General features: G+C 59.8%; 14 protein-coding genes. 11 read left to right on the top strand and 3 right to left on the bottom strand.

The genetic code is table 11. The features are described 5' to 3' along the window. Window positions 1-26 precede the first annotated feature (26 nt). The 3 genes from ACXWUF_RS06700 (at window position 27) to rapA (ending at window position 7,816) form a co-directional block, all read left to right on the top strand. Window positions 27-3,110: an efflux RND transporter permease subunit gene (locus tag ACXWUF_RS06700; RefSeq protein WP_458493898.1), complete on the top strand. Its 3,084-nt coding sequence runs from the start codon at window positions 27-29 to the stop codon at window positions 3,108-3,110. A 184-nt stretch (window positions 3,111-3,294) separates the two neighbouring features. Then, complete coding sequence (locus tag ACXWUF_RS06695; RefSeq protein ID WP_458493897.1) at window positions 3,295-4,533, top strand: HD-GYP domain-containing protein; 1,239 nt, start codon at window positions 3,295-3,297, stop codon at window positions 4,531-4,533. Window positions 4,534-4,966: 433 nt separating this feature from the next. Further along, window positions 4,967-7,816 carry an RNA polymerase-associated protein RapA gene (gene rapA, locus ACXWUF_RS06690; RefSeq protein ID WP_458493896.1) on the top strand — a complete coding sequence of 950 codons (2,850 nt, stop codon included), beginning with the start codon at window positions 4,967-4,969 and terminating at the stop codon, window positions 7,814-7,816. A gap of 603 nt (window positions 7,817-8,419) precedes the next feature. Here the strand turns inward: rapA and ACXWUF_RS06685 are convergent. Beyond that, window positions 8,420-8,740 carry an H-NS histone family protein gene (locus ACXWUF_RS06685; RefSeq protein WP_458493895.1) on the bottom strand — a complete coding sequence of 107 codons (321 nt, stop codon included), beginning with the start codon at window positions 8,738-8,740 and terminating at the stop codon, window positions 8,420-8,422. A 136-nt stretch (window positions 8,741-8,876) separates the two neighbouring features. On the opposite strand from ACXWUF_RS06685, the gene arfB reads away from it, so the two are divergent. The 5 genes from arfB (at window position 8,877) to ACXWUF_RS06660 (ending at window position 12,953) form a co-directional block, all read left to right on the top strand. Then, complete coding sequence (gene arfB, locus ACXWUF_RS06680) at window positions 8,877-9,290, top strand: alternative ribosome rescue aminoacyl-tRNA hydrolase ArfB (protein WP_458493894.1); 414 nt, start codon at window positions 8,877-8,879, stop codon at window positions 9,288-9,290. A gap of 311 nt (window positions 9,291-9,601) precedes the next feature. After that, window positions 9,602-9,982 (top strand): YajD family HNH nuclease, encoded by a 381-nt coding sequence (locus ACXWUF_RS06675; RefSeq protein WP_458493893.1) that lies wholly within the window; start codon window positions 9,602-9,604, stop codon window positions 9,980-9,982. Between the two features lie 439 nt (window positions 9,983-10,421). Beyond that, window positions 10,422-10,907, top strand: a complete 486-nt coding sequence (locus ACXWUF_RS06670; RefSeq protein WP_458493892.1) for a DUF2231 domain-containing protein — start codon at window positions 10,422-10,424, stop codon at window positions 10,905-10,907. Window positions 10,908-10,936: 29 nt separating this feature from the next. Then, the gene (locus ACXWUF_RS06665; RefSeq protein WP_458493891.1) at window positions 10,937-11,848 is read left to right on the top strand and encodes an alpha/beta fold hydrolase; all 912 of its coding nucleotides are present in this window, start codon (window positions 10,937-10,939) and stop codon (window positions 11,846-11,848) included. A gap of 16 nt (window positions 11,849-11,864) precedes the next feature. Next, on the top strand, window positions 11,865-12,953 hold the full coding sequence (locus ACXWUF_RS06660; RefSeq protein WP_458493890.1) for a zinc-binding metallopeptidase family protein: 1,089 nt from the start codon (window positions 11,865-11,867) through the stop codon (window positions 12,951-12,953). Between the two features lie 366 nt (window positions 12,954-13,319). Here ACXWUF_RS06660 and rpoE read toward each other — a convergent pair whose 3' ends face one another. Next, the gene (gene rpoE / locus ACXWUF_RS06655) at window positions 13,320-13,898 is read right to left on the bottom strand and encodes an RNA polymerase sigma factor RpoE (protein WP_458493889.1); all 579 of its coding nucleotides are present in this window, start codon (window positions 13,896-13,898) and stop codon (window positions 13,320-13,322) included. Between the two features lie 82 nt (window positions 13,899-13,980). On the opposite strand from rpoE, the gene ACXWUF_RS06650 reads away from it, so the two are divergent. Then, window positions 13,981-14,247 carry a hypothetical protein gene (locus ACXWUF_RS06650; protein ID WP_458493888.1) on the top strand — a complete coding sequence of 89 codons (267 nt, stop codon included), beginning with the start codon at window positions 13,981-13,983 and terminating at the stop codon, window positions 14,245-14,247. A gap of 278 nt (window positions 14,248-14,525) precedes the next feature. On the opposite strand, the gene ACXWUF_RS06645 is transcribed toward ACXWUF_RS06650, so the two are convergent. Beyond that, window positions 14,526-15,347, bottom strand: a complete 822-nt coding sequence (locus ACXWUF_RS06645; protein ID WP_458493887.1) for a sensor histidine kinase — start codon at window positions 15,345-15,347, stop codon at window positions 14,526-14,528. Between the two features lie 745 nt (window positions 15,348-16,092). Between ACXWUF_RS06645 and ACXWUF_RS06640 the strand changes: the two genes are divergently transcribed. Both ACXWUF_RS06640 and ACXWUF_RS06635 read left to right on the top strand, forming a co-directional pair. Next, the gene (locus ACXWUF_RS06640) at window positions 16,093-16,332 is read left to right on the top strand and encodes a hypothetical protein (RefSeq protein WP_458493886.1); all 240 of its coding nucleotides are present in this window, start codon (window positions 16,093-16,095) and stop codon (window positions 16,330-16,332) included. A 357-nt stretch (window positions 16,333-16,689) separates the two neighbouring features. Next, window positions 16,690-16,994: hypothetical protein (locus ACXWUF_RS06635; protein ID WP_458493885.1), on the top strand; the 305-nt coding region annotated here is incomplete at its 3' end.

The following is a 16,994-nucleotide window of genomic DNA, read 5'->3' as shown; positions in this document are numbered from 1 at the left end:
GGGCTGAAGCCCACTCCCACTAGCTGATGCTCTCCGCCATCGTCCGCTTCTCCGTCCACCAGCGCGGCCTGGTGCTGGCCCTGGCCTTGGCGCTGCTGGTCTACGGCGGCTTCCGGCTGACCCAGGCGGGACTCGACATCTTCCCGGAATTCTCCGCCCCCCGCGTCGTCATCCAGACCGAGGCCCCCGGACTCACTGCCGAGCAGACCGAAACCCTCGTCACCCAGCGCATCGAAAAGCATCTGGCCGGCCTGATCGGGCTGGACAGCATCCGCTCCGAATCCATCCAAGGCTTGTCGGTGGTCACGGCGGTGTTCGAGGAAAGCACGGATATTTACCGCGACCGCCAGTTGGTGGGCGAACGGCTCAACGCCCTGGCCGGTGAATTGCCCGTCGGCACCGGGCCGCCCGTCGCCGTGCCGCTGTCGTCCTCGTCCGCCACCGTGTTGACGCTGGGGCTTAGCTCCGATGAACACGATTTGATGGCGCTGCGCGATCTGGTGGATTGGACCCTGGTGCCGCGCCTGCTGGCCGTGCCGGGCGTGGCGGACGTGAACGTGTTCGGCGGCGAAATCCGCCAACTGCAAATCCGCCCCGACCTGGACAAGCTGCGCCGCTACGGTCTCGCGCTGGACGAGGTGGTGAGCGCGGCCCGGCAGGCGACGGGGATGCCCGGCGCGGGCTTCGTGGAGAACGCCAACCAGCGCATCGCCCTCACCATCGCCGGATTGCCCGCCGACCCGGACGCCTTGAGGCAAGTGGTGTTGAAGCGCAAGGACGGCGGCAATGTCACCCTGGCCGATGTGGCGGAAGTCGCCACCGGCGCCAAGCCGCCCATCGGCGCGGCGGCGATAGGCGGGAAACCGGCCATCGTGTTGATGGTCATCGGCCAGTACGGCGCCAATACCTTGAGCGTGTCCCGCAGTGTCGAGAGCGTGCTGACGGAATTCGAGACGCTCTTCGCCCGCCAGCACATCGACTTTTATCCGCGCTTGTTCCGCCCGGCGGATTACATCGAGCGTTCGCTGGGCAATCTGTCCGGGCATCTCTTGATCGGCGGCCTGTTGGTGGTGCTGGTGCTGTACGCCTTCCTGTTCGACCTCCGCACCGCCTTCATTTCCGCCGTGGCGATTCCACTGTCATTGCTGGCGGCGGTGGTCACGTTGCTGGGCTTGGGGCTGAACCTCAACATCATGGTGCTGGGCGGACTCGCCATCGCCTTGGGCGAGGTGGTGGACGACGCCATCATCGACACCGAAAACATCTTCCGGCGCTTGCGGGAAAACCGCCTGAAAGACCAGCCCCGCCCGACCCATCGCGTGGTGTTCGATGCTTCGATGGAAGTGCGCGGCTCGGTGGTCTATGCCAGCTTTATCGTGGCGCTGGTGTTCCTGCCGCTGCTGACGCTTGGCGGGGTGGCGGGGCGCTTGTTCGCGCCGCTGGGCTATGCCTATATCCTGGCGATTTTGATGTCGCTGGTGGTCGCCCTGACGGTGACGCCCGCGCTCTGTTATTGGCTGCTGGAACACCGCGCCGCCGGTCCCCAGCCGCCGTTGATCCGCTGGCTACAACCCAAATATGCCGCGCTGCTCGGGCCTATCGCCCGGCATCCCTACCGCGCCATCGCGGGCAGTCTCGCGGTCTGTGCGGCGGCGCTGGCCTGTTTGCCGACCTTGGGCGGCGAATTCCTGCCGGAACTGCGCGAGGGCCATTACATCGTCCACACGGCCAGCCTGCCGGGCACGTCGCTGACCGAGTCGATGCGCATCGGCGGGCGCTTGGTCGAACAGTTCAGCGCCTTGCCGGAGGTGGTGTCCGCCTCGCAATGGGCGGGCCGGGCCGAGCGTGGCGCCGACACCTACGGCAGCCATTACAGCGAATACGAAATCCATTTGCGGCCCCTGTCCGGCGCGGAACAAGGCGCGGTGCTGGCGCGGCTGCGGAAGATTCTGCGCGGCTTCCCCGGCGTTCTGTTCGAGGCCAACACCTTCCTCACCGAACGGGTGGACGAGACCATTTCCGGCTACACCTCGCCGGTGGCGGTGAATTTGTACGGGCATGATTTGGCCCGATTGGACGAGATGGCGCGGCAAATGGCGGAGGCGATCCGGGCCATTCCCGGTGCCACTGACGTGCAATTGCGCTCGCCGCCGGGGACGCCGCTGCTGCAAGTGCGGCTGGATATGGCGCGGCTGGCGGGCTATGGCTTGCGGCCCCTGGAAGCCGCCGACGCGGTGCGGACGGCCCTGCAAGGCGAGGTTGTTGGCAGCTATTACCTGGACAACCGCGCCTACGACGTGGCGGTGATTCTGCCGCCGGACTCCCGCCAGAAGGTCGAGACCGTGGCGCGGTTGCCATTGCGGACGCCGGACGGGCTGGTGGTGACTCTCGACGAAGTGGCGGAGGTGCGGCAGATCGGCGGGCGCTACAACATCCTGCACCGGGGCGGGCAACGGGTGCAGACCGTCACCGCCAATGTCGCGGGACGCGACTTGGAATCCTTCATGGATGAACTCAAAACCCGCGTCTTGGCCGACGTGCCGTTCCCGCCGGACATTTCGCCGGAATTCACGGGCGCGGCGGTGGAGCAAGGCGAGGCGCGGCGGGAGATGATCGTTCACGCGCTGCTGGCCGGGGTGGGCGTGCTGCTGCTGATTCAACTCGCCCTCGGGAGCCTCCGCCACTTGCTGCTGACCTTGGCGAACCTGCCCTTTTCCCTGGCGGGCGGCGTGGCGGCGGCGCTGCTGACCGGCGGCGCGTTGTCGGTGGGTTCGATGGTGGGCTTCGTGACCCTGTTCGGCATCACCGTCCGCAATGCCATCATGCTGATTTCCCATTACCGCCATTTGGTGGAACGGGAAGGCCATCCCTGGAACCTGGACACCGCCCTGCTCGGCGCCCGCCAGCGATTGCCATCTATCCTTATGACGGCCCTGGTGACGGCCCTCGCCATGCTGCCCATCGCGGTCAACAGCGACAATCCGGGCCGGGAAATCATGGGTCCGATGGCGGCGGTGATTATCGGCGGACTGGTGTCCTCCACCGTGCTGAATCTGGCCCTGCTGCCCGCGCTATTGGTCCGGTTCGGCAGATTCGGCCCCGGCCCCTAAAGTCCATCATTGCTCAAAAAAGGATACATGGCGCTTTCAATAAGTAAGCGCCCACCAATGGAAAAACCGTAAATAATTCCCTAGACTACCAAGGAAAGTTTTGCATACCCGCCCTCCTTTCTTTCAAAGCGAAGACAAGACCCAAGGGATAGACGATTCGCACCACTCAGGATGTTGGCAGCCCATGCTTCAAGAAAAACCGCACGAAATCGACATCGTCGAAAAGGTCAAGGTTAATGCCAGGGATCTTCGTATCGGTATGTACGTATGCGAGTTAGACCGTCCCTGGCTGGAAACGCCCTTTTTGTTCCAAGGCTTTGAACTGAAAACCTTTGAAGATATTGTCGCCTTACAGCACCATTGCAAGTATGTTTTCATAGACATACTCCGCACCCGGGTGGAAGAAGTCAGGCTTAACACCACGCCCGCCAATAACTTCCGCTCCGCCGCCAAAACCACTGCTTTTAGCCGGGAGCTGGAGGTCGCCGAGAGCGCCACCAAGAACACCTCCAATCTCCTGAAAACCATGATGGACGATGTGCGCTTCGGCAGCAGCATCGACATCCAGTTGGCTCGGGAATCGGTCTCCGAATGCGTGTCCAGCATCATGCGCAATCCCGACGCCCTGCTGTTCATGACCCAGATGCGCGAGAAAAATGAGCTGCTCAGCCAGCACGCCATGAACACCAGCGTCTACGCGATCATGGTAGGCCGCTTGGCGGGGCTGGACGCCAAGCAGCTTGAGGATCTCGGCACCTGCGGCCTGATGCACGACATCGGCAAGGTTCAAGTGCCCGACGCCATTCTTAACAAGCCGGACCGGCTGACCCAAGAAGAAATGGACGTGGTCCACCAACACTGCCGCCTGGGCCGGGACATCCTCATGTCGGGCCGCAATATCTACAGCGGCACCGTGGACGTGGCCTTCGGCCATCACGAGCATCTGGACGGCACCGGCTATCCCCGGGGATTGACCCGGCCTCAATTGAACCGCAACGTGCGCATTGTGGCCGTGGTGGAAAAGTATGACGCCATCGTCAGTCCGCGCCCCCACCGTCCCCCCTTCACCCATTTGGACGCCTTGAACATGCTGCACGGGATGGTTAAGAAGAACCACCTGGAAAGCAAAATGGTCAACGCCTTCATCGCTTACATGGGTATTTATCCGCCGGGTTCCATCGTCGAATTAAACACCGGGGAAAAGGCCATCGTGCTGGAAGCCAACCCCGCCCATCGCCTGCGCCCGACCATCCTGGTGGTGCGCGACCCGGCGGGCAATCCTGTCGCCCGCTTTGTGGACATGGCGCTCAAGCAGACCGACGAAAAGGGTTTGCCCTATAAAATCAAAGCCATACACCGCCCCGGCGATTTCGGCATCAATCTGCTGGATTATCGCGGCGTGGTAATGAAAAGCCTGGGATAACCCCGCGTTTCAACCCCTCGCCAATTATCGTTAGCCAATTACCGGGATTTAATCCGGTGCCATCCCCCCATTCTAAGGTGCCCCGCCCCCTTTCGGCCCGAGACCGTCGGGCTATTTACGGGCGGCGCTAAGGATTTGGTCGTGAATAACCTTCCGAACCCCGTAGGTCGGGCACGTACTCATGCCCGACACCATCGCCCGGATCAGGCCACGTCGGGCATGGAATACATGCCCGACCTACCCGGTTGCCGCCCCGAATCGGGGAAGTTGTTTCCGACCAAATCCTAAACGGCATAATTGGGGTACACGTTGAAAAATTAAAACTTATTCCCGGTCAAGTCATTAGAAATAGCCCGACCATCATTTATATTAATTCTGTTAGAATCACCGGCCACCCCATTAATATTCTTTCTATTTAATCAGGAGTACCCCCTTGCCGACTTTCGTTCCCGGACAACGCTGGATCAGTGAAACCGAACCCGAACTGGGCCTAGGCATGGTGCTCTCCATGGAAGGCCAACGGGTGACTATGTTATTCATCGCCAGCGGTGAGCGGCGCACCTACGCGGCCAATAACGCCCCGCTGACCCGCGTCCGGTTCAGCAAGGGCGACAGCGTGGAAAGCACTGAGGGCTGGAAGCTCACCGTGGCCGCCGTCCGGGAAAAGATGGGCATTCTGATTTACGAGGGCAAGGACGAGGACGGCGATCCGGCCAGCCTGGAGGAAATGGACCTCAACCACTTCCTGCAATTCAACAAGCCCCAGGACCGCCTGTTCACCGGCCAGTTGGATAACTCAGGGATGTTCCGGCTGCGCTATGAGACGCTGCGCCTGATCGGCGGGCTGGAGCAATCCCCCGTGCGCGGCCTCTGCGGCGGACGCACCAGCCCGATTCCGCACCAGTTGTACATCGCCCACGAGGTCGCCCGCCGCGAAGCGCCCCGCGTCCTCCTGGCCGACGAGGTGGGCCTGGGCAAGACCATCGAAGCCGGTCTCATCATCCATCACCAGCTTTTGACCGGGCGGGCCGAGCGCGTCCTCATCATCGTGCCGGAGCCGCTGCTCCACCAATGGCTGGTGGAAATGCGCCGCCGCTTCAACCTGCGCTTCAGCCTGTTCGACGACGAGCGCTGCGCGGACACTGGCGAGGACAATCCCTTCCTGAGCGAGCAGCTCGTGCTGTGCGGACTGAATTTCCTGGTGGACGACGCCGAGCTACAGGAGCAAGCGCTGGCGGCGGGCTGGGATTTGTGCGTGGTGGACGAGGCCCATCATTTGGCTTGGTCGGAAGGCGCCGCCAGCCCCCAATATGAATTCATCGAGACCCTGGGCCGTGTCGTGCCGGGCCTCTTGCTATTGACCGCGACCCCGGAACAATTGGGCAAGCAAAGCCATTTCGCCCGGCTGCGGCTGCTCGACCCCGACCGCTTCCACAGCTTCGAGAAGTTCCTGGCCGAAGAGCGGGAATACGAGTCGCTGGCCGATGTCATCAACCACTTGCTCGACGACCCCGAACTGGACCGGCCGACCCTGGATCGGCTGCGGGTCACCTTGGCGCAGGACTTGGCGGATGAGTTGCTGGACAAGCTGGACGATCCCGACACCGCCGGTCAGGCCCGCCAGGATTTGATTCAATTGCTGCTGGACCGCCACGGCACCGGGCGGGTGCTGTTCCGCAACACGCGGGGCACGGTCAAGGGCTTCCCGGCGCGGGAACTGTTGGCCCAAGCCCTGCCGCTGCCGACCAGCTACCGGGAATGGCTCGCGGGCGGCGACGCGGAATTGGAAGCGCGGCTGCACCCGGAAAGCCTCGCCCCCAAAGCTTCGGAGCCCGGCACCGAATGGTGGCGCTTTGATCCCCGCGTGGCGTGGCTGACCAGCACCTTGCAAAAGCTCCGCCCGGCCAAGGCGCTGGTCATTTGCGCCAAGGCCCGCACCGCCATCGACCTGGAGGAAGCCCTCCGCACGGCGGGCATCCGGGCGGCGGTGTTCCACGAGGGGCTAAGCATCGTGGCCCGCGACCGGGCGGCGGCGTGGTTCGCCGACTCGGAGGATGGCGCTCAAGTCTTGGTTTGTTCGGAAATCGGCAGCGAAGGCCGCAACTTCCAGTTCGCCCACCATTTGGCGCTGTTCGACCTGCCGCTCAACCCGGACCTCTTGGAACAGCGCATCGGACGCTTGGACCGCATCGGCCAGACCGAAACCATCCGCCTGCACGCGGCCTATTTCGAGGACAGCGCCCAGAGCGTGCTGTTCCGCTGGTATCACGAGGGCTTGAACGCCTTCGCCCAGCCCAATCCCGCCGCCATGGCCGTGTACTCCCAGCTTCGGGAGCCGTTGGCCGAATTGCTGCGCCGCCCCGACCCGGACCAGGAGGACGCCCTCATGGAGCGGGCCGGCCGCCTGTCCGCCGCCATCCAACAAGAATTGCAGCAAGGCCGCGACCGGCTGCTGGAACTCAATTCCTGCCGCAAGGAAGAGGCCGACCGGCTGGTCGATCTGGTCCGGGACACCGACGACAGCGGCCAGCTTTGGGATTACATGGAGCAGGTCTACGACGCCTACGGGGTCGCCATCGAGGAGCATTCCGAGCATTGCCACATCCTCCGGCCCGGCGAACACATGCGAACCCAGTTCCCGGAGCTGCCGGACGAAGGCGTCACCATCACCTTGGACCGGGGCATCGGCCTAGCCCGCGAGGACATGCTGTTCATCACCTGGGAGCATCCCATGGTGCGCGGCGCCATCGACCTGTTGCTCAATAGCGAACACGGCAACGCCGCCCTGAGCGTGGTGCGCCATCCCGACCTCGATCCGGGGCAACTGCTGGTGGAGGCGTTTTATTTGGTCGAGTGCATCGCCCCCAAACGATTGCACAAGGGCCGGTTCTTACCGCCGACCTTGGTCCGGTTCCTGTTCGACCAGGAGGGCAACGATCTCAGCGCCCTGCCCTTCGAGAGCCTCGCCGAGCAGCCCCGGCAATTCGACCGGGAACACGCGCTGGAACTGGTCCGCGCCCAGCGCAAGCTCATCACCCAGCTTTTGGCCCTGTCCGACAAGCAGGCTCAGGGCAAGCTGCCGTCCATCGTCGCCGCCAGCGGCAAGCGGATGCTCGACGCCATGACCGGCGAACTCAAGCGGCTCGCGGCCCTGCGCCGGGTCAATCCCAACGTGCGCAAGGAGGAACTGGACAAGGTGAAGGAGAACGCCATGGAGATGAACGCCTGCATCCAAGCCGCCAATGTACGCCTGGACGCGGTAAGGGTGATGGTGACGATGTAGGCACGGATTGATGTCCTTCCATGGGGGCGGTTTTTATACTGTGTTCAGTCACAAGCTGAACATCTTGCCCCCTCTCCCTCTGAAAGAGGGTTGGGGTGAGGTGGGATTAAAAAGTTCGGTTTGTGGCTGTTTTGAGTATAAACCGAGACGAGCCGCCCAAGTCGCGGTTTAAAAACCGCTCCCACGGGAGTCTATCGGCAACGCCGTAGGCTGGGTTGCAGCTTTGCGAAAACCGGCTTTTGCCGACCTCGCAAAGCTGGGTTTCGTGCCTCAACCCAGCCCACAGCGCTTGATTTAAGCCGCGATTATTAATGATTTGCCGCGATGGTTTAAAGCCGCCGCCGCAACGCGGAAAAGCATACCCCACCCAATTGAGCTAAGGTATTCGTGAATCTAGCGGTTATCGAAGGTTAGCCGAGACGTAAGACGAAAACGTCCCGGCTTCACGGATATAAGATATGGGGGAATAGAAAGGAAAATGCGGATGGGTTCTTCAAACAGAACCCGTGACCGTGGAAATACGGCCTAAGGGCAAGATACTGGCAGGAAGCAAACGGGGCCAGCCGCTTTCTTATACAAAGAAGAAGTGGCTGGCCCTTCGCGTTATACCTGGAATTCTTCCAGAGCGCGGCCTTGATTGAGATAGGCATTCAACCAGCGCGGCTTCATACCACGGCCAGTCCAGGCGTTTCTGGAATTATCCGGGTCGCGATACTTAACCGGAACCGAAGAGCCTCTTCTCGAGGTGGCCTTTTTCTCGCCTTCGGAGATTTCCACGGAAACCCCGATGGAAGCGGCTAGCTCTTTGATTTGCGAGATGGTTTCGCGCTTCTTGCCTTGACGCTTAACTTCCAGTTCGCGGGAAGCTTTGGCAATCAGTTCGGCGAGTTCGTTTTCAGACAAGGTTGCAATATTTTCAGCCATGGTAATTTCCTCCGTTAAAGATATTATTATAGCCACCCAATAAGCCCACAATCAACATTTATTAATGTATCTTCCCGGCCTGTAGTGGCTTTTGATACCGGCGTCACAAAGATTTCAGCGTTTATAGCCGCTCACCATGCTCCAAATATCCAACCAAGTCCTTATTCCGCTGGCTCAAATCGACATCCGGGCCATCCGCGCCCAGGGCGCGGGCGGGCAAAACGTAAACAAGGTTTCCACGGCGGCCCACCTGCGCTTTGATATCCGGGCATCCTCATTACCGGATTTCTATAAGGTTAAACTGCTCGCCTTGAACGATAGCCACATATCCAACGGAGGCGTTATCGTCATCAAGGCGCAACGATTCCGCAGCCTGGAACAGAATCGGGAGGACGCCTTGCTTAAACTGCGGGATATGATTCGGAGCGTGGCGGTTTCCCGCAAGGCCAGGAAACCCACCCAGCCCAGCCACGGCGCCCAACTACGGCGCCTGGACCATAAGAAAAAACAGGGGGAACTAAAACGCTTGAGAGGACGTATCGCCGATTAGTTTTAGTAGGTGGCCCTTTATATTGAGTGATTTAACATCCTCATTCATCGTTCCCACGCTCGGCGTGGGAACGATGATCACTCACCATACAGGACCACCGTTTTAGTGAAATAGCGCCAAATAGACGTAGGGCGAGGATGTACCCGCGCCCACCGAATCACGCATCGGCGGGCATGGGCACATGCCCATCCGACGCGGGCCAATCGGGTAGGTTTTGCGGAAACGGCATTGCCGGGATTATGCTTATTTGGAAACCTCGACCGTCAGGCACGGTCGGTCAAACCACATTACATATATAAGGAGTCGAACCCATGGTGAGAAAGAGAACTGGCCCGGATCGGACGAAACTCGATCAGGTGGTGGCGAACGCCCGGCGCGAGAAGGATGACCGCGAGAAAGGCTATCGGGAGCAGGCGCTCAAGCTATACCCTTGGATTTGTGGCCGGTGCGCCCGTGAGTTCACCCTTCAGAATCTCCACGAACTAACAGTCCATCATCGCAACCACAATCACGACGATAATCCCTCCGATGGTAGCAATTGGGAGTTATTGTGCCTGTATTGCCACGACGAGGAACATGCCCGTTATATTCATGCGTCATCCTATGGCGATGTTTCCTCGGGAAAACCCAAAGATTCGGGCGCCGGATTCAAGGCTTTCGCCGGACTCGACGCTTTATTAAAAAAGCAATAAATAGCCCGAACCCTACGGCCATAGCCAAAGAATGGCGCCGGGGGCGCGCGGCCAGCCTAATCGCGAACGGACTGGACAGCCGCGCCCTGATTTTAAATTAGCAACCCCTTTTACGCCCCTCGTCTCCCATCACGGCCATTAAGATAAAGCGCCTATTCTCCCGAGACCTTGGAGTCCAAAGCTTGCTTTGGACTTCACCGCCCGCTTAAGGTTAATGATGGCGATTCCACCCTTCCACCGATGACGGAGGGCGGAATCCCGCTCGACCAATTCCGGCCAGCCACCTTGATAAGGCCGGAACCATCGTCCCCCGCCCGGAACATCCGCTTCCATTCACGGGTCACAACAGAGGCTGGCTTAATGACGGGCCGCTTCGTTCCGACGATATTTCGTTATTGCCGGAGCTAATTGTTTTTAGTTTTTTTCACAAGGAGGTTATATGGAAAGCAAAGCCAAAATACTCGGACACCCCATCCATCCTATTCTGGTCGCTTTTCCTTTGGGGCTATTCGCCACCGCCGCCGTGTTTGATGTGATTTATCTCATCTCGGGCCGGGCCATGACCGAGACGGTCGCCTATTGGATGATCGTGTCGGGCATCATTGGCGGACTGGTGGCGTCCCCCTTTGGTCTGATTGACTGGCTGGCCATCCCTCAGAATACCCGCGCCAAGGCCATCGGCCTGCTGCATGGCGTCGGAAATGCCTTGGTGCTGCTGCTATTCATCGGGAGTTGGATGTTGCGCCGTAACGCGCCGCTAGACGGACCCGGCGTCTGGGCGCATCTTTTGTCATTCGCGGGGGTTGGGCTGGTGATGCTGACCGGCTGGCTGGGCGGCGAATTGGTGGACCGCCTGGGCGTGGGCGTGGACGAGGGCGCCAACCTCAACGCGCCCAGCTCCCTGTCTGGTCGGCCCACCCATTGATCCCGGCAATCGAGTGAGGCATCCACATCATGCAAGAAGGCATCATCGAACGCTACGTCCCAATCAAACTGCCGCCCCGGGAGTTTTCCACCCAATACCTGACGGCGGGCAATGACGACGGGGGAACGCCCCTGCTGTTGCTCCATGGACTCGCTGACAGCGCTTATTCCTGGCGCTGGGTCATCCCCGCCCTGGCGGCGACCCATCGGGTTTATGCCCCCAGCCTGCCCGGCTTTGGCCGCAGCGCCAAGCCCAAGTGCAATTATTCCCCGGAATTCTTCACGGCCTTCGTGGCGTCCTTCATGCAGGCCGTGGGGCTGGAGCGGGCCGCCGTGGTGGGCAACTCCCTGGGCGGTCTCATCGCGATGCGGCTGGCGCTGGCCGAGCCGGAGCGGGTCTCCGCCCTGGCCCTGTTGGACAGCGCGGGGCTGGGGCGGCAAATCAGCTGGGCCTTGCGGCTGATGACGCTGCCGGGACTCGGGCCGCTGCTGGTCCATTGGCACCGCACGCCGCCCGGCGCCCGCTTGTGGGCCGCTTCCCTGGTCGCGCTGCTGGCCGAGCATCCCAAGCAATTGCCCGCCGAATGGCGCGAGGAGCTTTATGAAATGGCCCGCTCGCCGGGCTATCTCGAAGCCACCATCGCCACGGCCCGCAGCGGCGTCAGCCTGAAAGGCCAGCGGGACGGGGAAATCATCCTGGACCGGCTGAAGGCACTGACCGTGCCGGTGTTGGTGCTGTGGGGGGCGTGTGACCGGATCGTGCCGGTGGGGCAGACCCAGGCCTTGAGCCAACGGCTGGCCGATTCCCGCACGGTGGTGCTGGCGGATTGCGGCCATGTGCCGCAGATCGAGCAACCGGGCCGGGTGGGGCGCCTGCTGGCGGAATTCTTCGGCGACGGACTCGCGGCCCAAGCCGCCAAGCCTTTGCACGCCGCCAGCTGAGGAAATCCGCTCCGCCATGAAAATCTTTCACTGTAATCACTGCCGCCAATTGGTCTTCTTCGAAAGCATCCAGTGCGTGAAATGCGGCCACGCCCTGGCCTATCTGCCCGATCAAGCCGACATGGCCTCATTGGAAGCCCTCGGCAACGGCCTGTGGCAACCCCCCGCCGCCGGGGGGCGGACTTACCGGCTATGCGAGAACTACAGCCGGGAGAACGTCTGCAACTGGGCCGTGCCCGCCGCTGATTCCCATCCACTCTGCCAATCCTGCCGCCTGACGCGGACCATTCCCGACCTGGAGCAGCCAGGACACAAGGTCGATTGGTACAAGCTGGAAGTGGCCAAGCGGCGCTTGATCTATACCTTGGTGAATCTCGGCCTGCCCCTGGCGAACAAGGCCGACGATCCCGAGCGGGGCTTGGCCTTCGAATTCCTGGCCGACCCGGACGACCCGGACGCGCCGCCGGTGCTGACGGGTCACGACAACGGGCTAATCACCATCAATCTGGTGGAAGCCGACGACGCTGAGCGGGAAAAGCGACGCCAGCAAATGGGCGAGCCGTATCGGACCTTGCTGGGCCATTTCCGGCACGAAATCGGCCATTATTATTGGAATCGGTTGATCGACGGGAGTCGCCGGATTGACGGCTTCCGCCAGCTATTCGGCGACGAGCGGGAAGATTATGGGCAAGCCCTGCAAGAGCATTATGAGGCAGGCGCGCCGTCGGATTGGCAGGCGCACTATGTCAGCCAGTATGCAAGCTCCCATCCTTGGGAGGATTGGGCCGAAACCTTCGCCCATTACTTGCATATGGTCGATACCCTGGAAACCGCCGCCGCGTGCGGCTTATCCCTCAAGCCGCCCCGCCCCGACGAGCCATCCCTTGAGTTGGAACGGGCCGAAGATATTCCCGACCAATCCTTCGAAGCCTTGATGGAGAACTGGTTCCCTCTGACCTACGTTCTCAATAATCTCAATCGGGGCATGGGCTTGGCCGATGCGTACCCCTTCATCCTGCGTGATTCGGTCATCGACAAATTACGCTTCGTGCATGAATCCATTGGTGCACAGGGCTTTTCAATGCTGCCCCGGCAGGGTTCTTAGCAAGCTTTTTAAATCCCCCTCGGTCCCCCTTTGCAAAGGGGGAAGTGAGTTCCCCCCTTTACAAAGGGGGGGTTAGGGGGGATTTCTTCGAGGTTGAATCCCTGTTTCATTTAGCGTTAAGGCGATTTCCGAAAATACTTGTCACCGTTGATCTGGATGTAGGATGGGTAGAGCGAAGCGAAACCCATCACCCTGTGTCCGGCTCGATGGGTTTCGCGAGTACGCTCCACCCATCCTACAAGTATGTCTTTTCCTGAAAATCGCCTAAACAGCCCTAGCACGCAGGGTGGGTTAGGTGCCCGCCGGAAAGTTGCTTATTCATGGGAAGTTTCCCGGCACCATAACCCACCCCGCAAAACCACGCGCCTAATCGCGCAGATATTCCAGCCGTTTGTCGATGGCGTCCCTGGCCCGGAATATCCGGGATCGCACGGTGCCCACCGGGCAGCGCATGATTTTCGCGATGTCGTCGTAGCTATACCCGTAAAACTCCCTAAGACTCAAAGCCGTGCGGAGTTCCTCGGGCAGGTCATCCAGTCCGCGCTGGATAATCCTCGCCAATTCATCGCTCTGGGCCAAGCCTTCCGGGGTGTCGTATTCCCTTAATAATGTGGCGGATTCGAACTGCTCGGCTTCTTCGATTTCCACCTCCTCCTCGCACGAATGCCGCGCCCGCATGGCGATGTGGTTTTTGGCGGTATTAATCGCGATGCGGTACATCCAGGTATAAAAGGCGCTTTCTCCCCGGAAATTGGGCAGCGCCCGATAAGCCTTGATGAAGGCATCCTGTGATACATCCAGTGCCTCGTGGGGGTCTTTGATATATCGGTTGACCAGTTGGGCGATTTTGCTTTGATACTTTTTGACCAGGGTATCGAAAGCTTTCTTGTCGCCTTTCTGGACTTGTCGAACCAGTTCATTGTCGAGTTGTGCCACTGCTGCCATAAGCTTGACTCCTCTGGGTATCCCAGTCCTGGGATGGTTGCTTCGGGTAATCCATGTTATCCATCGCCCCCGGCCATCTCGATTGATCGAAATTGACCTTGGACGTGATTTCTTAAATAGGGCATGGCAGAGCCATTGTCCTGCTTGCTCCCAAAGACCGGCCATTATTCAAAACCCAAAAAAATTCAAAACAGCGGACGGATGCCTGGTTTTCGAAAACAAGGGGAAAATGTGGGATGGACGAATGAAAATATCCTCCTTGGCGGTGCCGTCAATTTCCGGTCAACCCAAGCCTTTAAATCCCGGCCCGGCGCCGGGAATTGTTGATTGGATGTTGAATAATATTTAACCTGACAGGGAGTGTAAAGAAAATCGGTATGGATGCGAACGTACATGTACTGATGCAATTAAACCTTAGTCTTAAGGTTTACATGGGTTATGGATGGGTTATGGATGGGTAAGGCTGGAATATGAGGCCTGGGGTTTTTCACCCAACGATGCATCCGGCTGGACGACGGACAAGATAAGGTTTGAGCGAATGTCCGCCAAAAGTTCAATAGCCAACGTGGGAACGGTTTCCAGCCACGCCAGCGACAAATCACGGTTGGAAGCCGCTCCCAGGGAAGCTCAGTGCCGGGTGGCCGACACCTCTGGCCCGGTTTCGAATGAAGGCCCGGCGGCGGCCTTGTGAATTGAAGACGCGGTGTCTGGATGGCTGGTCCAGCGCGGTAGCCGCAAGGTGAATTCGGTGCCGAAGCCCGGTCCCGGACTGCTGACTTCAATCCGGCCCGCGTGCAGCTCGACCACCCGCTTGATGAAACTCAGCCCAATTCCCAAGCCGCCGGGGGTGCGATCCAAGGTGCGGTCGCCCTGCGCGAACAGTTCGAAGATGTGTTGCCGCAACTCATCGGACAGGCCGACGCCGTTGTCGCGCACCCGCACAACCACCTCCGCCGCGGTCGCCTCAAGCTCCAGGAAGATGTCGCCCTCCGGCTTGGTGTACCTGGAAGCGTTGTTGAGCAGGTGTTCGACGGCCTGCAATAGCCGCAGGTAATCGCCCTCCACCAGCACCAAACCGTCAGGCAAGCTGACCGAAAGGGCTTGGCGGCGTCCTCGCGTCTCCTGCCGCACATCCTGAGCGGCATGCCTCAGTAGGTGCCGCAGGTCCACCAGTTCGGTTTTCAGGGCGACGCGGCCCCGCAGCAAGCGCGACACGTCCAGCAACTCATCGACCAAGCGCGAAAGGTAATTAACCTGCCGGTCGATCAAGGCGCAGGCGTAAGCCACCTTGGGTTCGCCAGACTGAATGCGCCGCAGCAATGCGCTGGCGTTCCGCAAGGGCGCCAGGGGATTGCGCAACTCATGCGCCAGCATCGCCAGAAGCTCTTCCTTCTGCCGCTCGGCCCAATCTTGCTCAGCGCTCCGCTGTGGCTCGTCGGTTCTGCCCATGCTTATGGCTCGGGATGTGAATAAGAGACCGGCACCGACGTAGCGGCGGTCGGCATGACATGCCGCGCCCTTCTCGGGTCATGCAAAAACGCCCGGCAACGGTCGCCGATTACGGGGAATCCCGGTTGGGAGATTTCGCACCTTGCCCCCGGTTCGACCGATCTGGACGAAACCCGACAATGGCAGCATTCGCGGCAGAAAAATGTGGAAGCGTTCATTCCATTGCACTCACAACTGATTCAATCCTTGACCGAAGCTTTCGATAAAACAGCCCCTATCCAAAGGCCATTCGAGTCCTTAGTTCAAAAGCATTACGAAGCATTGGAGGGGATTCGGCTGCCAGGGTTCCTGGTTTAGTATTGTTACTATGGCCTAGCACTTCGTAAACTAAGTATTACCTCGTATTCCGGGCATCGCAGCACAAAATTAGACTTAATTCTTCCGGCTCGTTTTTCCGGCCAACCAAACGCGCCATGCCGTTCGTGGCTCGTGATGAATAATGTCGCAGGCCTTCAAGCAGCGGGATTTAGGCCGATATAGTAGTGATCGCTTATTTTCCATCCATTGGAAAAAGCCCAACGAGCAAGTCCACCGTTGAATAGCCTTTGTGGTTAACCCAACCAATTTTAACCGCTAAACCGGAGCAAGGATTTGTTCAGCAGCCCAAGTGTTTGAAATGTTTCATGCCTCCATGTGGCACAACAAGTGCTATCAATTTCAAGAACCTGCTTTTCAATCACCCAACATGAACGCGATAAACATCAATTACTTGTATTCGGAACATTTCGACGAATTAAAGCGCTACTTCTTCAGCATTCATGCGCCCTACACACTCGGCCATATTCGGGAGTTCAATGCCATCTATCGAAAGATTTACCCCAGCCTCAATCGAGAGGAACGGCGCCGCGCCGAGGATTTCGTTGATTCCTTGATTGCGGGGCTGGAACGGAAGGAATGGGCCTCGAAGATATTCGGGGTTGTCTAAGCCTCGAAACCTACGGATTTTGCGCGGGAATCGACCAATTCGCGCTACAAACTCTCTCATATAGGACTTACGCAGCCCTTGTTATTCAATGCCTTAAAGTGTTCGTAGTCCCGCCTTGCAGGCGGTTATTTGCCGCCTGAAGCCTGTCCTGACCGTAATCGAAGGGGCGGGACCACAAACAAAAAGCCGCAGTCCCACCATAATCGGCGCGCCCGCGCCGCCGCCTCCTTAAACAACGCCTCCCCCAACCCGGCGTATAATTCGCCGGGTATGCCGCCCCCTGAGGCGGCCGCACACCATTACCTCAGAGGGGCACACGCGGCCCATGACGATAAAAAAGCCAAGAATCGACACGTTATGAAAAAGGCGGGTTTAATCGGGGTCGGCTTACTGATCCTTTTGATCTGGGGCGATATGCTGCTGGGGCTGCTGCTCCACGGGGTGGAACTGGTCCTGGAAACCCTGGAGCTGCTGACCGAGATGTTCTTGGAGACGGTGTTCTCGGTGGAGCTTTACCGGGCGCAGGCGGTGACGGCCTGGCTGGGACTGGGCTTGTTCGTGTTGCTGATGGTCTTCGTAGTGAAGCGGCTGATCCGGCGGGTGCGGCATTGGAAGGCCACCCTTCCCGCTTGGTGGCGCGAGACCAAGGCCGAACTCAGGGA

The organism is Methylomagnum sp. (assembly GCF_054333355.1).
Note: the sequence above shows the minus strand (reverse complement) of the source record. Positions and strands in the feature narration are given on the sequence as shown.

Bases quoted from the DNA above. Each gene is read 5' to 3' on its own strand.
- ACXWUF_RS06660 (WP_458493890.1), top strand. From the start codon at position 11,865: ATGAAAATCTTTCACTGTAATCACTGCCGCCAATTGGTCTTCTTCGAA.
- ACXWUF_RS06695 (WP_458493897.1), top strand. From the start codon at position 3,295: ATGCTTCAAGAAAAACCGCACGAAATCGACATCGTCGAAAAGGTCAAG.
- ACXWUF_RS06685 (WP_458493895.1), bottom strand. From the start codon at position 8,740: ATGGCTGAAAATATTGCAACCTTGTCTGAAAACGAACTCGCCGAACTG.
- ACXWUF_RS06640 (WP_458493886.1), top strand. From the start codon at position 16,093: ATGAACGCGATAAACATCAATTACTTGTATTCGGAACATTTCGACGAA.
- ACXWUF_RS06700 (WP_458493898.1), top strand. From the start codon at position 27: ATGCTCTCCGCCATCGTCCGCTTCTCCGTCCACCAGCGCGGCCTGGTG.
- ACXWUF_RS06645 (WP_458493887.1), bottom strand. From the start codon at position 15,347: ATGGGCAGAACCGACGAGCCACAGCGGAGCGCTGAGCAAGATTGGGCC.
- ACXWUF_RS06670 (WP_458493892.1), top strand. From the start codon at position 10,422: ATGGAAAGCAAAGCCAAAATACTCGGACACCCCATCCATCCTATTCTG.
- ACXWUF_RS06675 (WP_458493893.1), top strand. From the start codon at position 9,602: ATGGTGAGAAAGAGAACTGGCCCGGATCGGACGAAACTCGATCAGGTG.
- rpoE (WP_458493889.1), bottom strand. From the start codon at position 13,898: ATGGCAGCAGTGGCACAACTCGACAATGAACTGGTTCGACAAGTCCAG.
- arfB (WP_458493894.1), top strand. From the start codon at position 8,877: ATGCTCCAAATATCCAACCAAGTCCTTATTCCGCTGGCTCAAATCGAC.
- ACXWUF_RS06665 (WP_458493891.1), top strand. From the start codon at position 10,937: ATGCAAGAAGGCATCATCGAACGCTACGTCCCAATCAAACTGCCGCCC.